This is a genomic window from Winogradskyella sp. UBA3174, assembly GCF_002364335.1.
Taxonomy (GTDB): domain Bacteria; phylum Bacteroidota; class Bacteroidia; order Flavobacteriales; family Flavobacteriaceae; genus Winogradskyella.
In genome coordinates this window covers 1-15,890 of record NZ_DEXW01000020.1, presented here as the reverse complement: position 1 = coordinate 15,890, position 15,890 = coordinate 1, and the positions used below count along the sequence as shown (strand labels likewise).

16 protein-coding genes and 1 riboswitch are annotated in these 15,890 nt (G+C 32.3%); of the genes, 10 read left to right on the top strand and 6 right to left on the bottom strand.

Features of this window, described 5'->3' with window-relative positions; genetic code table 11:
• Positions 1-230: 230 nt before the first annotated feature.
• A riboswitch (cobalamin riboswitch) is annotated at positions 231-435 on the top strand.
• A 65-nt stretch (positions 436-500) separates the two neighbouring features.
• The gene (locus B2U95_RS02145; protein ID WP_296312142.1) at positions 501-2,432 is read left to right on the top strand and encodes a TonB-dependent receptor plug domain-containing protein; all 1,932 of its coding nucleotides are present in this window, start codon (positions 501-503) and stop codon (positions 2,430-2,432) included.
• A gap of 49 nt (positions 2,433-2,481) precedes the next feature.
• Here B2U95_RS02145 and B2U95_RS02140 read toward each other — a convergent pair whose 3' ends face one another.
• Positions 2,482-3,912 (bottom strand): S41 family peptidase, encoded by a 1,431-nt coding sequence (locus B2U95_RS02140; protein WP_296312140.1) that lies wholly within the window; start codon positions 3,910-3,912, stop codon positions 2,482-2,484.
• A 162-nt stretch (positions 3,913-4,074) separates the two neighbouring features.
• On the opposite strand from B2U95_RS02140, the gene B2U95_RS02135 reads away from it, so the two are divergent.
• Genes B2U95_RS02135 through B2U95_RS02120 form a run of 4 tightly spaced genes read left to right on the top strand, consistent with a single transcriptional unit; the run spans position 4,075 to position 6,205 of the window.
• On the top strand, positions 4,075-4,584 hold the full coding sequence (locus B2U95_RS02135; protein ID WP_296312138.1) for an RNA polymerase sigma factor: 510 nt from the start codon (positions 4,075-4,077) through the stop codon (positions 4,582-4,584).
• Positions 4,571-5,062: a hypothetical protein gene (locus B2U95_RS02130; protein ID WP_296312135.1), complete on the top strand. Its 492-nt coding sequence runs from the start codon at positions 4,571-4,573 to the stop codon at positions 5,060-5,062. Before B2U95_RS02135 ends, B2U95_RS02130 begins: the two co-directional genes overlap by 14 nt.
• A gap of 12 nt (positions 5,063-5,074) precedes the next feature.
• Positions 5,075-5,650 carry a DUF4252 domain-containing protein gene (locus tag B2U95_RS02125; protein WP_296312133.1) on the top strand — a complete coding sequence of 192 codons (576 nt, stop codon included), beginning with the start codon at positions 5,075-5,077 and terminating at the stop codon, positions 5,648-5,650.
• Positions 5,651-5,659: 9 nt separating this feature from the next.
• Complete coding sequence (locus tag B2U95_RS02120; RefSeq protein ID WP_296312130.1) at positions 5,660-6,205, top strand: DUF4252 domain-containing protein; 546 nt, start codon at positions 5,660-5,662, stop codon at positions 6,203-6,205.
• 21 nt (positions 6,206-6,226) lie between these two features.
• On the opposite strand, the gene B2U95_RS02115 is transcribed toward B2U95_RS02120, so the two are convergent.
• The 3 genes from B2U95_RS02115 to B2U95_RS02105 form a co-directional block, all read right to left on the bottom strand.
• Positions 6,227-6,454: a hypothetical protein gene (locus tag B2U95_RS02115; protein WP_296312126.1), complete on the bottom strand. Its 228-nt coding sequence runs from the start codon at positions 6,452-6,454 to the stop codon at positions 6,227-6,229.
• Positions 6,451-7,794 carry an adenylosuccinate lyase gene (gene purB / locus B2U95_RS02110; RefSeq protein WP_296312123.1) on the bottom strand — a complete coding sequence of 448 codons (1,344 nt, stop codon included), beginning with the start codon at positions 7,792-7,794 and terminating at the stop codon, positions 6,451-6,453. Before purB ends, B2U95_RS02115 begins: the two co-directional genes overlap by 4 nt.
• A 99-nt stretch (positions 7,795-7,893) precedes the next feature.
• Positions 7,894-8,454: an adenylosuccinate lyase gene (locus tag B2U95_RS02105; protein WP_296312117.1), complete on the bottom strand. Its 561-nt coding sequence runs from the start codon at positions 8,452-8,454 to the stop codon at positions 7,894-7,896.
• Between the two features lie 41 nt (positions 8,455-8,495).
• Between B2U95_RS02105 and B2U95_RS02100 the strand changes: the two genes are divergently transcribed.
• The gene (locus tag B2U95_RS02100) at positions 8,496-8,975 is read left to right on the top strand and encodes a heme-binding domain-containing protein (protein ID WP_296312113.1); all 480 of its coding nucleotides are present in this window, start codon (positions 8,496-8,498) and stop codon (positions 8,973-8,975) included.
• An 83-nt stretch (positions 8,976-9,058) separates the two neighbouring features.
• Positions 9,059-10,291, top strand: a complete 1,233-nt coding sequence (locus tag B2U95_RS02095; protein WP_296312109.1) for a glycosyltransferase — start codon at positions 9,059-9,061, stop codon at positions 10,289-10,291.
• Between the two features lie 376 nt (positions 10,292-10,667).
• Here the strand turns inward: B2U95_RS02095 and B2U95_RS02090 are convergent, their stop codons facing one another.
• Positions 10,668-11,780: an adenylate/guanylate cyclase domain-containing protein gene (locus B2U95_RS02090; protein WP_296312104.1), complete on the bottom strand. Its 1,113-nt coding sequence runs from the start codon at positions 11,778-11,780 to the stop codon at positions 10,668-10,670.
• 310 nt (positions 11,781-12,090) lie between these two features.
• Positions 12,091-13,281 (bottom strand): hypothetical protein, encoded by a 1,191-nt coding sequence (locus tag B2U95_RS02085; RefSeq protein WP_296312100.1) that lies wholly within the window; start codon positions 13,279-13,281, stop codon positions 12,091-12,093.
• A gap of 140 nt (positions 13,282-13,421) precedes the next feature.
• Between B2U95_RS02085 and B2U95_RS02080 the strand changes: the two genes are divergently transcribed.
• From B2U95_RS02080 to B2U95_RS02070, 3 genes are all read left to right on the top strand, one after another.
• Positions 13,422-13,871, top strand: a complete 450-nt coding sequence (locus tag B2U95_RS02080; RefSeq protein ID WP_296312096.1) for a hypothetical protein — start codon at positions 13,422-13,424, stop codon at positions 13,869-13,871.
• Positions 13,871-14,071: a helix-turn-helix transcriptional regulator gene (locus tag B2U95_RS02075; protein ID WP_296312093.1), complete on the top strand. Its 201-nt coding sequence runs from the start codon at positions 13,871-13,873 to the stop codon at positions 14,069-14,071. The genes B2U95_RS02080 and B2U95_RS02075 overlap by 1 nt, the downstream gene beginning before the upstream one ends.
• A 766-nt stretch (positions 14,072-14,837) precedes the next feature.
• Positions 14,838-15,890 (top strand): hypothetical protein (locus B2U95_RS02070; protein WP_296312091.1); only part of this gene is annotated, 1,053 nt, incomplete at its 3' end.

Below are 15,890 nucleotides of genomic sequence, written 5' to 3'. Positions count from 1 at the left end.
ATCATACCTGTGGGCGATAAAATTTTGAACATGCTCGGTTCTTATGTAACCTTCGTGACTAATATTCTTTTACTGAGTTGCTATTTTTGTTAAAACGACAACTATGAAGGACGATTCAAATTTAACACTATATATCGTTGCAGGAATAATCATTGCCTATTTTTTAATGGGTTTCATTTATCTTATCTATAAAATGAACTAGAAAAAGTAATTGTTTCAGCTTTTAAAGTTACTTTCGCGCCGAAATTAGGTTCTATTCGTTTTACCGAATAGATTAAAAGGGAATCTGGTGCGATACTAATTATCTAATCCAGAACTGTTCCCGCAACTGTAAGCTATAAAGCCTGTTATTACCTTCAATGTCACTGGATATTTATCTGGGAAGACCAATAACAGGACGCAAGTCAGGAGACCTGCCAATTTCAACATAGAAGTCAAACTTTCGGGATAAAAGTTTACATACAAATTATGTGTGTTCTCTCGAGTAATTAAAAATTAAAATGAACAAAACAAAACTGTTTTGTAGCATGCTTTTTACAGGTGTGTTATCTATTGGTGCTGCACAAACACAGACCGATTCCACAAAAGTTGAAAAATTAGAAGAAGTTGTAGTTACGGATTCTCGTTTTGCGCTAAAACGTGAAAATTCTGGTAAGATTATTACCAAAATCACTTCACAAGATTTAGAAAAGCTGCAAGGACAATCTATTGCTGAAATTATTGGCAGAACTGCTGGTGTAGAAGTGAATGGTGTGCGCAGTAATGCAGGTCAGAATTTAAGTTATTTTGTAAGAGGAGGACGTAATCGCCAAGTCTTAATCCTTATTGATGGTGTGCAAGTTACAGATCCGTCTCAAATTGCAAATGATTACGATTTACGTTTATTAAATGCCGACCAAGTTGAATCTATTGAAATTCTAAAAGGGGCATCGAGTACACTTTATGGAACAGGTGCAGCAACTGCTGTAATCAATATTAAGCTGAAAGAAGCCTCTAAAAAAGCCTTTAACTTAAATCTAAGAAGTACACTTGGTACGAATCAATCTTCAGACGAAGATGCTTATGCTATTGAAGACTTTAGGAATAGTATAGCTGTAAACGGTAGTCTAGGTAAATTTAATTATTTAGCTAGTTTTGGTCAACAATATACAGATGGTTTATCTGCAATTGAAGGTGGTACAGAATCTGATGCTTTTAATAGCTATAACGGAAATGTAAAGTTGGGTTATAAATTTAGCAATACGTTTAAGTTGAATACGTATGTTAGTTTTGATAGATACAAAGCAGATTTTGATGATAGTTTTGGAATGATGGATGCAGATAATGTTTCTAATTCTAAGCAATACAGAATAGGTGTGTCACCAGAATTTAAGTATAATAAAGGAAGTATCACTGTAAATGCAGCTTATAATAATGTTGAGCGTGAGATTGAATCTAGTTTTCCTTCTTTATTTAATGCAGAAAGTATCATTGTAGACGCTTTTAACCGTTATAATTTTAGTGATAAATTTTATACGGTTTTAGGTGTTAATTTTCAAGATAACCAAATGGAAAGTTTTTCAATTCCTTTTGGCGCAACTGATTTTAGCCAAACTATTAACCCAGAAACAGCACAATTCACCATAACAGATCCTTATGCTAATGTTGTTTATGTTTCAGATTTTGGGTTGAATGTTAATGCAGGTTTACGTTTAAACAACCACAGTGAATATGGCAGTCATTTAGTGTATAGTTTAAACCCGTCTTATACAGTAGATTTAGATTTCGGTTATGTTAAAGGTTTAGCTAGTTATAGCACAGCATTTATTACACCATCATTATTTCAGTTGTTTGAGCCAAGTTTTGGAAATGCGGATTTAGATCCAGAAGAGAATCAGACGATAGAAGTGGGTGCAGAGGTTTCTATAAAAGATAACGCAACATTTAGCTTAGTCTATTTTAATAGAAATGAAGAGAATTTTATTGATTTTGTAGATACAGGCGGGTTTGTATTTCAATATCAAAATATAGATCAGTCTTTTACGGCTAGTGGTTTAGAGTTTGTAGCTCAAGCAAAAATCACTAAAGACCTAGATCTTAATTTAAATGCCACTTATACGTCTTTAGATGAAGATTTAAGCTTAAGAATTCCAGAAATCATAGTTAACACCCGTTTAGATTACAAGGTTTTTCAATCTACACAAATGAGTCTTTCTTATCAATATAATGGCGATAGACAGGATGTGGTCTTTAATAATGCAACATTTGCAAATGATGCAGTTACTCTAGATTCTTATGGGCTTTTAGATTTTTATATCAGCCATAAGATTTTAAATAGTAAGATGACTGTTTTTGCAAACGTTACAAACATCTTTAATGAAGACTTTCAAGAATTATTTGGTTTTGCAACTCGCGGACGAGGAGTTAATCTAGGATTTAATTTAAATCTATAAATTCTTAAAGTAAAAAATAAAAAAGCCGCTCATTGAGCGGCTTTTTGTATTAATCTATATACATATCTTGTTCAAAAGATGAGATTAAATTACTACCTATTAAATTCTGAATTTGAATGATTTGAGGTGAGGGTCTGCCAGACATTAATATATCAAATAACGCAATTTCTAATAAAGGCTCATCAATAGCACCTAGAGTTCTCAAAGTGCTAGGAGATTCTGTAATCTCAAAAGTTGGAGCCAATCCATTAGATGGTACTAACAGATCATTTACATTAACAGAGTTTGCTACTAAAGGTTGCATAGCATACGAATGATTTGGGTTTACATTTTCAAATAATAAATTAGCTGAATCATAAACGGTAATAGAAGCTTGTGTTTTACCAACAGTGTTTTCTCCAATAACGACAACCTCTATATAAGGTGCCAAGCTATTAATGAGTAATTCACTAGCAGATGCCGTTCTTAGGTTTGTTGTAAGGATATATACTTTAGATAAATTAAGACTATTTATAGGTCCACTTCCTTCTATTGAGTTTTCAAATCGAAAGTCTCTATTATTACTTTGTAAGTTTTCGTTGTAAAATAATTTAGAATAGATATCACCTGTAAATTGTCCGGTAACCATACTCCCCAAATAGGCTGCGGTTTGTACAGAGCCTCCTCCATTATACCTTAAATCAATAACCAATTCATTTACTCCTTCCGCTTGAAAATTTACAAAAGCATCATTTAAGGCATCATTAAAATTGTTATTAAAACTATTGTACATTAAATAACCGACCTTGTCAAAACCAAGATTTATAGTCTGCGCAATGTGTATAGGGTTCTCAGTATAAGGCGCTTTTGTTAAAGTTGTGCTTTCTCCATTTAATGTTATGGTATCATCTTCTGATTCTAAGGTGTCGTTATCATCATAATCGGCAAAATTTAAAGTGTAAGAGTCTGTTGTGAGTAAATCACCAACATTACTTATATTAAGTGGCTGGTCATTAACAGCTCTAAAAATTTGCCCACGCTGTACTCCTAAGTTATCAGCAACACTATTATTTAAGACTAACGTAATTGCACCGAAAACTTCATCGCTGTCTATTGATACTCTATATAAATTAAATTCAATACCATTACTTAAACTAGTGCCTTGTTGTTGGTTTTGTAAATTAAAATAATTATCGGTGATTCTACTAAATTTATCAACAGAATTAGGTAGATATAAAAGAGATTGAAATAAATCTTCAGGTGCACTAAAACCTCCTAAATAGGATGTGTATTCTTCATTAGAAGAAAATCTAGAATTATTATTATCATTATTATTTAAATCTGTAGCTACAGCCTTATATAAATAGACAGTATTCATGCCTTTCCAAACAAAATCATTAATTTCTGATGTAGTAATTAAATTATCATCTAAGTCCTCAAAACAACTTGTAAAGGTTAGTGTAACAGCAAATACTAGGGGTATTATCTTAATTTTTTTCATCTTTTCTTTCTTTTTAAACGTAGCAGTGTTTTACTATAGTTTGTAAAACTCTAAATTTACTTACAATATTATGAAATAAAAAAACTTTGTAACAAAATGTAAAGTGTCTCGTCGTAATTATGAAGGCAAGTAATATTGAATTCACCAATCAACCAAAAAGTAATGAAGCAGGCCGATTTTGTAAGCTTAATAATGCCATTTAAGGATAAAGTGTTCCGTTTAGCAAAACGGTTACTCGTATCTCGTGAAGAAGCTGAAGATGCCACGCAAGAAATACTTTTAAAATTATGGAAGAATAAAGAAAAGATTGTTGAGTATAAAAATGTAGAAGCGTTTTCTATGACAATGACAAAGAATTTTTGTTTAGATCGTTTAAAATCAAAACAAGCTCAGAATTTAAAAATTGTTCACAGTAATTATACGGATAACAATTCGTCATTACAAAAACAATTAGAAGCTAGAGATAGCATGGGTTGGGTTTCTAAAATAATGGAAGACTTACCAGAACAACAAAAAATAATAGTGCAACTAAGAGATATTGAGCAGTATGATTTTTCTGAAATAGCAAAAATGCTAGATATGAATGAAACAGCCATAAGAGTTAATTTATCTAGAGCACGAAAAACAATAAGACAAAAACTAAATAATACACATAGTTATGGTGTTAAATAATATAGAGAAATTACTAGAAAAGTACGACAATGCTGAGACGTCACTAAAAGAAGAAGCTGAGTTAAGAGCTTATTTTGAAAGTGAGAACGTAGATGCTCACTTAGAGCATTACAGACCAATGTTTCAATACTTTTCGCAATCGCAAAAAGAACAGTATACCAAAGACGTTCCATTAAACACTAATAAAACTAGATTATATCAGTGGATTTCTGTCGCAGCTGTTGCCGTTCTAATGGTTGGTTTCTTTATTCCCAATTGGGGTAGTGAGATAAAAACTCTGGCAGAATATACACCAGAGGAACAAAAAATGTACTTAGAAACAAAACATGCTTTAGCAATGCTATCTAATACATTTAATGAAGGAGCTTCAAGTTTTGGAACTTTGAGTTTAGCTTCAGAAAACTTTAATATTGGTTTAGAAAAAGCAAGCCACATTACCGAATTCAGTGAAATAACAAACAGATTATTAAAAAATTAAAAACAAGAAATTATGAAAAAAGCAACAATTATAGTAGCAGTAATGCTAATGTCACTAACAGTATTTAGCCAAAGTGTATTTGATAAATTTGAAGATAATGAGGAAGTAGCTTCGATTGTCTTAAATCAAAAAATGTTTAAAATGTTGGCAACTATGGGAATGGATATTGATGATCCTGAAGCTAAAGGCTACGTAGATATGGCAAATAATGTAACAGGTTTTAAGGTATTTACGACTGGCGATGCTAAAGTTTCTGCAGATATGAATGCTACAGTAGCAAAATATTTAAGATCGTCTTCATTAGAAGAGTTAATGCGTATTAAGGACGGTGAGCAAACTGTTAAATTCTATGTAAAAGAAGGGAAAGATGAGAACCATGTAAAGGAATTATTAATGGTTATTACAGGTCTTAGTGAAATGACTAAAGGTCAAAACATTGAAATTAATGGTGAAAAGCGTGATTTTGAAACAGTGGTAATGACATTAACAGGCGATATTGATTTAAGACAGATTTCTAAATTAACAAGTCAAATGAATATTCCTGGAGGTGATCAGCTTAAGAAAGCTGGTGACAAAAAGAAAAACTAATAATAACCCATGATACAATCAATCAAAAAATCAATGGTAGTGTTGTTTTTGGTTACGGCTTTTACAAGTTGTAACCAAGGACCAACATTGCAAACCTATTATGTAGATAATGAATTAAAACCTGGTTTTATGTCATTTGATGCACCTACGAGTTTAATCAACGTAGAAGATGTTGAGATGACAGATGAACAGCGTGAAGCATACAAATCTGTAGATAAGCTAAACGTCTTAGCTTATACACTAGGAGAATCTAATATGCCAGAATATCTTTTAGAATTAGAAAAAATAAAGTTAATTCTTAAAGATCCTAAATATGAAGAATTGATGCGAGGGGGAAGTGGTGCTGACGGAAAATTTGTGATTAAGTTTCTAGGTGATATAGAAAGTGTAGATGAGCTAATTGTTTTCGGTAATTCTAAAGATAATGGATTTCTTATTGCAAGAATACTTGGTGATAATATGAATGCCGCAAAACTAATATCATTAAGCACGGTCTTAAAAGACTTTGAATATGAGGATTCTCAACTTAATGGATTGAAAGATTTTTTTAAATAAACTGACAACTTTATTTAAATGTTAATGCGAATCGTCTTGGGGAATATCTTCAGGATGATTTTTTTTAGCATTATTTTTTGCAGCAAAAAATAATGCAAGTCCAAAAAGAGAGCAAAAGCTAAGAATTAAAACCGCCTTAACTATAAAATAGTCTAGCACTTCAAACATACCTCCAATAAAAAAACCAAACACTATAACCGTAGCTAATATTAAAGGTATTGTATCTTTATTTATTGGGATTAATTTCATATCCCTGTATAATTTGCAGGTGTAATTGCTTTAAGCTCTTGCTTAATAGCATCAGAAACTTCTAAAGTATCAATGAAGTTAGAAATTGAACTTTGAGTTATGGCTTCATTAGTCCTAGTTAATCCTTTTAAAGCTTCATAAGGATTTGGGTAACTTTCTCTTCTTAATATGGTTTGTATCGCTTCTGCAACTACTGCCCAGTTGTTTTCTAGGTCTTGAGCAAACTTGGCTCTATTTAGTAACAACTTACCTAAACCTTTTACTGTAGACTTAAATGCAATAAGTGTATGTCCAAAAGGCACACCAACGTTTCTTAAAACCGTACTATCAGTTAAATCGCGTTGCAATCTAGATATTGGTAATTTAGCAGATAAGTGTTCAAAAATAGCATTCGCTAAACCTAAATTACCTTCACTATTTTCAAAATCTATTGGGTTTACTTTATGTGGCATAGCAGAACTGCCAACTTCACCAGCTTTAATTTTTTGTTTAAAATAATCCATAGAAACATATGTCCAAATGTCTCTGTTTAAATCAATAAGAATTGTGTTGATTCGTTTTAAAGCATCAAACAAAGCAGCCATATGATCGTAATGCTCTATCTGAGTCGTTGGGAAAGAATGTTGTAATCCTAGTTTTTCTTGTACAAATTGTGTTCCGAACGCTTTCCAATCTACATTAGGGTATGCTACTTTATGAGCATTAAAATTACCAGTTGCTCCACCAAACTTTGCTGCACTTGGCACATCGTTTAATAAGTTAAATTGTTCTTTTAGGCGTACTGCAAAAACATCAATCTCTTTTCCTAAACGTGTAGGTGAAGCTGGTTGACCGTGCGTTCTTGCTAACATTGGTATGTCTGCCCAATCTTTTGCTAGAGTTTCTATTTTTTCTAATAGTGTAAAGTATTCTGGGACGTAAACATCATTCATTGCGTCCTTAATACTTAAAGGAATAGCAGTGTTGTTTATGTCTTGAGAGGTTAAACCAAAATGAATAAATTCCTTATGGTTAGATAAGCCTAGTCCATCAAATTTTTCTTTAATAAAATACTCAACAGCCTTAACATCGTGATTGGTGACTTTTTCTATGGCTTTTATCGCAGAGGCATCAATCGTTGTGAAATTTTTATAAATGTTTCTTAAATCATCGAAAACTGAACTTGAAACCGATTCTAATTGAGGCAATGGTAATTCGCATAAAGCAATAAAGTATTCAATCTCTACTAAAACACGATATTTAATCAATGCTTCTTCAGAAAAATAGTTGCCTAAAGCGTCTACTTTAGATCTGTACCGACCGTCTATTGGTGAAATTGCGCTAAGTGGTGAGAGTGCCATTTATATATAAATTTTTGAAGCCTCAAAGATAGGGAAGTAAGTTAGAAGAATAAAGTGAGACGTTATAAGTTTTTGTTTCGTTATTCTGATCTTATAACTTTATTTTATCTTCTTCAAAATATGCCGTGCTCTTGCCTTAAATCCTGAACTTTGTATTTGAAAATCGCGTTCTAAAATAAGGATTAATTCTGGGTGAATCCAGTCAATACCTTTGCCAAGTAAAAACAATGTGTTCATTGCATAGGCCTTAGGAGCAATCTTTTCATCATTAATCATCCAATCAAAGCAAGCTTCTATAATTTCTTCTTTGTGACTTTGAGATAAGTGAGATTGAATTTTATTTTCAATTTTTGAGTAATACGCTTTAATAATATATTCGCAAACTTTAGCCACTGGTCTTACGGCAGAATCTAAATGCACTTTAGACATGTTTTTAGTGAAATTATCTAAATGCGGAATGACAGCTTCTAATTTTTGACCACACATAAATTCAAATACCCAAGCTGCTCTGCATGATATTTTATCATCCACATCAAACAAAATCTCTAATAACGGTTCTATTAATTTTGGGTTATCAATAACTAGATAGGCATAATGCAATCGTTTTTCTCGCGAATGATTAACGTAATTTAATTCTTTATAAAGTTGATCTTTTGTCAAAACGTTTCTTAATTTAACGCTTCTAAATTAGTAAAAATACTATGATGAAAAAATTGCTTAAAAAAATTGGACTTATACTATTAGTTGTATTTATAATTGCTCAATTTTTTGGGCCAGATAGAAATGAAGGAGATATAACCTCCGTAAAGGCATTTTTAGTAGATACAAATCCGCCTGAAGATGTCAAAGCTATTTTAGAAGGCTCTTGTTTTGATTGCCACAGTGATCATACAACTTATCCTTGGTACAATAATATTACACCAGTTAATTATTGGTTAGAATCGCATGTTAAAGATGGTAAAAAACATTTTAATGCCTCAAAATGGACTGAATATTCAGACAAGAAAAAAGATCATAAATTAGACGAGTTAGCTGAAGAGGTTGGTGAAAAAGAAATGCCATTACCAAGTTATACTTGGACGCATGATGATGCAGATTTATCGCAAGCGCAAATAGATGCTATAGTTGCTTGGGTTAATACAACACGTGTTAAGTACGTGTTTTTAAAAGAACCACAATAAACAAAAAAATCAAATTCTAAATCTCAAAATCTAATCTTAAGTTTTGGGTTTTGGGATTTAGAATTTGAGATTTAGAATTTTTTATGCATAAAAAATTATTAGTTATAGGTTTTGTTTGGCCAGAGCCTAAAAGCTCTGCCGCTGGTGTTAGAATACTTCAAATAATAGCGCAATTTCAAAATCAAGATTACGAGGTTACGTTTGCATGTGCTGCTAAGACGTCTAAAAATACATTCGATTTATCTTGCATAGCAGTAAAAACAGAAAACATTCTTTTAAATGATGCTTCTTTTGATGCATTTATTTCTGAATTAAATCCAAATATTGTGTTGTTTGACAGGTTTATGACCGAAGAACAATACGGCTGGCGTGTTGCAGAGCAATGTCCTGATGCTTTAAGGGTTTTAGATACAGAAGATTTTCATGGCTTAAGAAAAGCTAGGCAAATGGCTTTAAAAGAAAACACGGATGTTTCTATTGCGCATTTACAGAATGATATTACTAAGCGCGAAATAGCAAGTATCTTTCGTAGTGATTTAAGTTTAATGATTTCTGAAGCTGAAATTGAAATTCTAATTCAGCAGTTTAAAATAGATGGAAGCTTACTTTACTATTTACCTTTTTTATTAAATCCTATTGCAGAGATTGAAATTAAACAATTGCCGAGTTTTAAAGAACGTGAAAACTTTATAACTATCGGTAATTTTTTACACGCACCAAATTACGATGCTGTTCTCTATTTGAAACAAAAGATTTGGCCACTAGTAAGAAAACAATTACCAAAAGCTGAATTTTACATTTTTGGTGCTTATGAGTCTCAAAAAGTAACGCAGTTAACTAATAAAAAAGAAGGTTTTTTTATAAAAGGTTTTGCAGAAGATGTAAATGAAGTTATGCAAAATGTAAAAGTATGCTTAGCACCTTTACGCTTTGGTGCAGGTCTAAAGGGGAAATTAGTAGATGCTATGCAAAACGGAACACCCTGTGTAATGTCTACTATTGCTGCAGAAGGAATGTTTGGTGAGTTAAACCCTAATGGATTTATTGAAAATAATCCTGATATTTTTGCTAAAAAAGCTATTGAACTATATAATGATTCTGAAAGCTGGAATCAAAGTCAATTAAATGGCTTTAAAGTTTTAAATGAACGTTTTAATAAAAAAGCTTTTGAATCTGAATTTTCTAATAAAATATCTGAGATTAATTCTAATCTGAAAATGCAGCGTCAGAATAACTTTATAGGCAATCTATTACAGCACCAAACACTCCAAAGTACTAAGTATATGAGTAAGTGGATAGAGGAGAAGAATCGTTAAAATTTATTCACTTTCGTAGAACGTTTGTTATATGATTCGTTGCGTGTATAAGCAACAAATTACAAATAGAAAATTCGAGCACATACTAACTCCGCAATTTTCATAAGTAGGCCAGAACTAGAAAAAAACTATGCAAGGTGTTGCTTCTAATCTTTTAATTTTCTTCTTTTTAAAGTATTAAGCTAGGCAAGTTTTTTAAATACTCAAAGTTAATTAAATGACTTTCAACCTAGGCCTATTAGTACTTCGTTACTTCAGTTTAAGACAACCCTAATAATAATAATAATAATAATAGGACTATTAAATACGAAACCCAAAAGTAATTAATCCTTAGATATCAATAAAATAAAAAGTATCTATGAACCTTTATGGTCTCTTATTCAGGTGTCTTCGCTGAAGGTGTAATTGTTAATTCTGAACTCAATGCGGGATTTCCATCAAGGAGAACCATAATAGTATAGGTGCCAGGTCCAAATTCATTAAATACACGTTTACCATTGTTACCATACCGTTGTAACCATAAAGTTTTATGCCCCTTTGTTGGTGGCTGATAATCGACTATTTTTTCACCGTTACTTTCTCGATACCACTGCCACCCGAATTCGGATAAAGACGACGGTTCTTTGAGCTTTAAATAAGCATAATAAGCACCGTCAGTAATGCTATCGACATTCACGACCATTCCAGGAGGTGTCATATCTGAGCGAAAGACAGCATATAAGTTAGTTATGTCTTGAGAAAATGAAGTTCCAGGGTTAATAGCTAGACCATTTGCTTCGATCTTTGATGCAAATACTAGTCCAGATTCTGGTTGATTGTCAGTTGTGTTATTTAGGGATTTTTCACTATAAATCCAGTATATAAAAGTAACTCCTAAAACGAATAACAAAGGAATCAAAATTGATTTCAAGTTTTTTTTCAAGAATACAGGTAGACTACTATTCAAGGTCCCTTTCCCCTTCATGTCTCCTATTATAGGCACGGTAAGTCCTTTATTTGATATCGCATAGAGTGTAATATCTCTTTCAATGTTTTTAAATGAGAATTCACCCATCTTAACCGTTTTAAATTCTGGATGATTCTTTATCTGAAAATAAATATCTGAACTGATCAAAATGGAATTTGCAGTACCCATTGATTCTATGCGAGAAGCAATATTAACACCATCCCCAAAGACATCATGGTCTTTGCGTATAATTTCACCAACATGAATGCCAATACGCAGCGGCACATATGGCTGCTGTCTTAATTTTTTTTGAATACTTTTTGCACATTTAACGGCACTCACTGCGCTTGTAAAAAGAATTAAGCATCCATCTCCATATGCTTTTACGACTTCGCCGTTATGTTTTTTCGTCTCCTTTTCGATAGCATCCTCAAAATGCTTGAGTTTTAATAATGCTAGTTGCTCGCTTTTTTGCATCATGGAAGTATACCCTACAATATCGGCATAAACAATGATTGTAATACGTCTGTCTAAATCGTCCATAAAGTATCTTTATTAATTCTTTACAATTCTAAGTTTTTGAATTTTTTCAGTTTGTTTTGAATCTATTTTAGACTCATCCATTATAAATATTAAAACAGATTCATAGTCAAGTAAAATTTCAATATTAAAAGGATGATTTCTTGTTGTTTTTTCCTTTTACTGGCAAGGCTATCAGATTTACAAGTATGGCAATACTTTGATAAGTTCTGCGCAAGTATTTTATATTCAACGTTAAACGAATCTAGTTAATTTTTCTTACAAAGTCAAGTTTATACCAAATCACTAAAATAGAGATGAAATAAAAGCTTTTTTAATCATCATGGCCTAAAAGTTCTAAGCAGCTGCATTTGGTAACAGATGGAGTCCCATTAAATTTAGCTCTTGTAGTTATTTCAATTCCAGTTTTTAGATGATTTTTACTGACTTCACAAAGTTTTTCCCCGAACCTTTTGTAATAACGATGGGCTGGATAGGGTGGGACTTTAATATCATAAACACTCCAATAGGTAAGCCAAGTTTTTGAAGTTGAATAATCTGAATCGTCGTTTTCTACTACGGTAGTTCCAGCCTTTCTGAATTTTGGCAGGTCTGTTTCACTATCAGAGTCAAAATAAAATGCCACATCACTGTGTGTGCCAGAGTACATAGAACCAGATAGTGTATTATCCCAATACCCTATAAAATTTAAGGCAGGCATAATGCCAAACAAGATTAAAATGATGTAATTGAGCTTAAATGATTTAATGCCTTCAGTGATTTTTATAGGCTCTTTTTGAGAGTAAAATTGAATAAGAAATAGCATTAAGCATAAGTTCCATGGCAATACAATTAAATTCCAATTATGTCCAGTTGGTCCAAGACTTAGCATTATAAATAAATGCATTAGTAATCCTATGATTATGCCAATTTTTCGTGTTTTGGGAATCAAGAGAAATAAGCCTATTGAGAATTCTAATAGTGGTACTAGGGCAAATAAGTAGTTGAAACTGGTGAGTGGTTGGTCTGGTTCTATTTGAAAGTTAAATTCAAAGGTAGAAAGTAGCCAAGGAAACGTATCTCGAAGAAAGCCTAAATTGAGTTTCTGAATTCCACTCCACATATAGATTAGAGCTACAATCAATAATGCACCAGATAGTATAGCATTTTCCCTTCCCTTTTTGTTAAAGCTTAATAGTATTAATAGCGCTCCTTGCATGTAAACCCATGGCTGAAATCTGGTAATGTCCTCAAGTATAGTAACTAACAGACAACTAACCATTATTACAATTGCCAAGCTTTTATACTTATCTATTAAGATAAATAAAAGTGAAATAAGTATAGCTAATGAAAGAATGCCATCTCCAGGTATTCCTATTGAAAAATCTAACCAGCTAAAAGCTGACATCATTGGGAATTCGCGGTCAATCGGAAACCATAGTTTCCAACATAGAAGAATTTCTATAATGAAGAAAAAGGCCATCAATTTTGAAATCCTTTTTATTGTTTGACTTTGTAAACTCATTTTTAAACGTTAAACGAAGCTAGTTAAAAATTCTTATAAATTCAAGTTTATTCAAAATCACTTGTTTTGTATCTATATGTAAAGTATATTTGTCAAATAGTAAAAATATTTTTACTTAATATAAAGTAAACTTGTCAATTATGAGTACGGAAAAAATTATGAATTGTGAGCGAAATAAGTTTCACAAACTTATTAAATTTAGACTACCACACCGCTTTATGGCTATCGGAATTACCATTGTGCTACTTTCTATTGTAATGATGTTTGTAAGAGCATTTGCTATGGAAGGTGATACTGAATGGTTAAAGCTTGTATTACAAAAAATAGTATTAGTAGGTATGTTAATCATGTCTATGTCTAAAGACAAAATAGAGGATGAGATGACCATGAGTTTACGAGCACAGTCTTATGCTATTGCTTTTGTTGTTGGTGTCATTTATGCTTTAATTATGCCCTATGTTGAGTTTGGTGTGTCTAATGCGGTACACTCTGAAGGTGAAGCTTTTAAGGACTTAGGAGATTTTCAGGTATTGTTATTTATGCTAATGATACAACTGATGTTTTATCATAACTTAAAACGTTACAGATAATGATAAATACAATAAAAGTAGAGCGTGCTATTTTAAGTTTAACACAAGATGATTTGGCTAAGAGAATAGGTGTTTCTAGGCAAACTATAAATTCAATTGAAGCTAATAGATACGTGCCTTCTACAGTTTTAGCATTAAAACTTTCTGATGTCTTTGGTAAGCCAGTTAATGACTTTTTTAAATTAACTATAGAGGATTAGTTTGGTTTTAATTAATCCGAGCCTCTTACAGGGATTTCAGTGGTTACACCTTATTCTATTTAATTGAAGTGCTGTTTCTGAGATAGAATGCATCTTACTTTAACCTGTCTTTTTACTTTGTGGACCATACTACTCCAATAAAAATAGTAGTGTTTTTAAACTTATTTTGAGTCCAAAGGTGATAGCTTATAAATAAGTTTATGGCAAAAAGTAAATTTTTTATAATATGTAGTTTGAATTTATAAATAAAGCAAAATTATTTCCATTAATAATAAAAGGAGCCCTTTTTAAGGGCTTATTTTGTCAAATTGAAGTTAGTTAAATAGTCAAGTATATGCTAATAAAGGCATAAACGGTTACTTGCATTCTTCAAAGCAGTTTATTAAAAAATTACACAAACTACTTCGTTCTAGTGAGTTATACTAATTAATTTGCAGTTCGTCGATTTTTTTGTAAATCATTTTTTTTTAAGATTTATTTATGATAGTTTTAACAATTCATTTTAGCAGCGATTGATTAATAGCAGAATTTATCGCCCTATTCCTACCGAAACATAACAGTTTTAGAATTGAGTATCATTTAGTTGATTATTCATTTAAAACCTGTTGAGTCTGAGTTTGTTGTGATAAATTATAACCAACAACAACGATCAATGACTAAAAAACCAACGCACCGCACCCAATCCAACAAATTTTATTTTTCAACCTTAATTAGTAAAGTGTTTCATCCCTGTCGTAAGGGCATAACACAGTTTTTACTATTGGTTATGCTTGCCTTTTGTTGGCAAGGTCATGCACAAGCTGATTGCACAAGTGCATTAGCATTAACACCGGGAACTCTTCAGGCAGGAGATACTACTGGTCAAGCAGGAAGTTTCTCAGACTCCAATACTGCACCAGAAGTTAACCCTTGTAGTGTTGATTACAACGATCTTGAATACTGGTTTGAGTACACAGCTGTCGAAACTGGGGAAACTCTAGATATTTCAGTTACTGACATTACAAGTAATTGGTATGGTGTTTTTGTGATTGATAACTGTCCAGATTCTGCACCAAATTGTATCTCTAGTGCTACAAATAGTTCTTCTAATGCAGATCTTACATTAACAACACCAACATTAACAGCAGGTACAACTTATTATATCATCATGACTGATTATATTGAAGGTGCTACTACCTTTAATATGAATAGTACTGTAAATCCAGTATTAACATGTACAGAAGCAGTGTTTGTTAATGGAGCTGTTAATGCAGATTGCGTTGCTGGTACGTTTACTATCGATCTTGACTTTGACTCAGTAGGAGATGGTACAGGTGTTTACGATGGAACAACCACTTATCCTATAATTGCTGGAACAGTAATTACAGGACCTTATAATGATGGTGATTTTATAACATTAGTAGTTCAACATTCTGATGCTGCTTGCGATTATACTTTTCAACCAACTGGTTCTGGTTGTCCACCATCAAACGACTTATGTGATAATGCAGAAGCAATAGCTTGTGGTGATTCAGTAACAGGATCAACAGCAGGTGCTACCGATACTGGTGGCCAGTCTTCTGGAGATGTATACTACGCAATAGCAGGTACGGCTAATGGAGAAGAAGTAACAGTTAGTTTATGTGGAACTTCATTTGATACTATATTAACTGTATTTGATTCTTGTGGAGGTTCAACAGTAGTATCTAACGATGATTTCTGTGGTTTACAATCAGAATTAACATTCACATCAGATGGATCAACAACATATATCGTAAGAGTAGAAGGGTATCAAACGAATTCAGGAGTTTATGCTTTGGCAGTAACCTGCGTTCCACCA

What these genes read in the sequence shown, in the direction of transcription:
- B2U95_RS02135 (WP_296312138.1), top strand. Translation starts at nt 4,075, where the DNA reads ATGAAGCAGGCCGATTTTGTAAGCTTAATAATGCCATTTAAGGATAAA.
- B2U95_RS02090 (WP_296312104.1), bottom strand. Translation starts at nt 11,780, where the DNA reads ATGGACGATTTAGACAGACGTATTACAATCATTGTTTATGCCGATATT.
- B2U95_RS02095 (WP_296312109.1), top strand. Translation starts at nt 9,059, where the DNA reads ATGCATAAAAAATTATTAGTTATAGGTTTTGTTTGGCCAGAGCCTAAA.
- B2U95_RS02085 (WP_296312100.1), bottom strand. Translation starts at nt 13,281, where the DNA reads ATGAGTTTACAAAGTCAAACAATAAAAAGGATTTCAAAATTGATGGCC.
- B2U95_RS02145 (WP_296312142.1), top strand. Translation starts at nt 501, where the DNA reads ATGAACAAAACAAAACTGTTTTGTAGCATGCTTTTTACAGGTGTGTTA.
- purB (WP_296312123.1), bottom strand. Translation starts at nt 7,794, where the DNA reads ATGGCACTCTCACCACTTAGCGCAATTTCACCAATAGACGGTCGGTAC.
- B2U95_RS02125 (WP_296312133.1), top strand. Translation starts at nt 5,075, where the DNA reads ATGAAAAAAGCAACAATTATAGTAGCAGTAATGCTAATGTCACTAACA.
- B2U95_RS02115 (WP_296312126.1), bottom strand. Translation starts at nt 6,454, where the DNA reads ATGAAATTAATCCCAATAAATAAAGATACAATACCTTTAATATTAGCT.
- B2U95_RS02130 (WP_296312135.1), top strand. Translation starts at nt 4,571, where the DNA reads ATGGTGTTAAATAATATAGAGAAATTACTAGAAAAGTACGACAATGCT.
- B2U95_RS02100 (WP_296312113.1), top strand. Translation starts at nt 8,496, where the DNA reads ATGATGAAAAAATTGCTTAAAAAAATTGGACTTATACTATTAGTTGTA.
- B2U95_RS02120 (WP_296312130.1), top strand. Translation starts at nt 5,660, where the DNA reads ATGATACAATCAATCAAAAAATCAATGGTAGTGTTGTTTTTGGTTACG.
- B2U95_RS02140 (WP_296312140.1), bottom strand. Translation starts at nt 3,912, where the DNA reads ATGAAAAAAATTAAGATAATACCCCTAGTATTTGCTGTTACACTAACC.
- B2U95_RS02075 (WP_296312093.1), top strand. Translation starts at nt 13,871, where the DNA reads ATGATAAATACAATAAAAGTAGAGCGTGCTATTTTAAGTTTAACACAA.
- B2U95_RS02080 (WP_296312096.1), top strand. Translation starts at nt 13,422, where the DNA reads ATGAGTACGGAAAAAATTATGAATTGTGAGCGAAATAAGTTTCACAAA.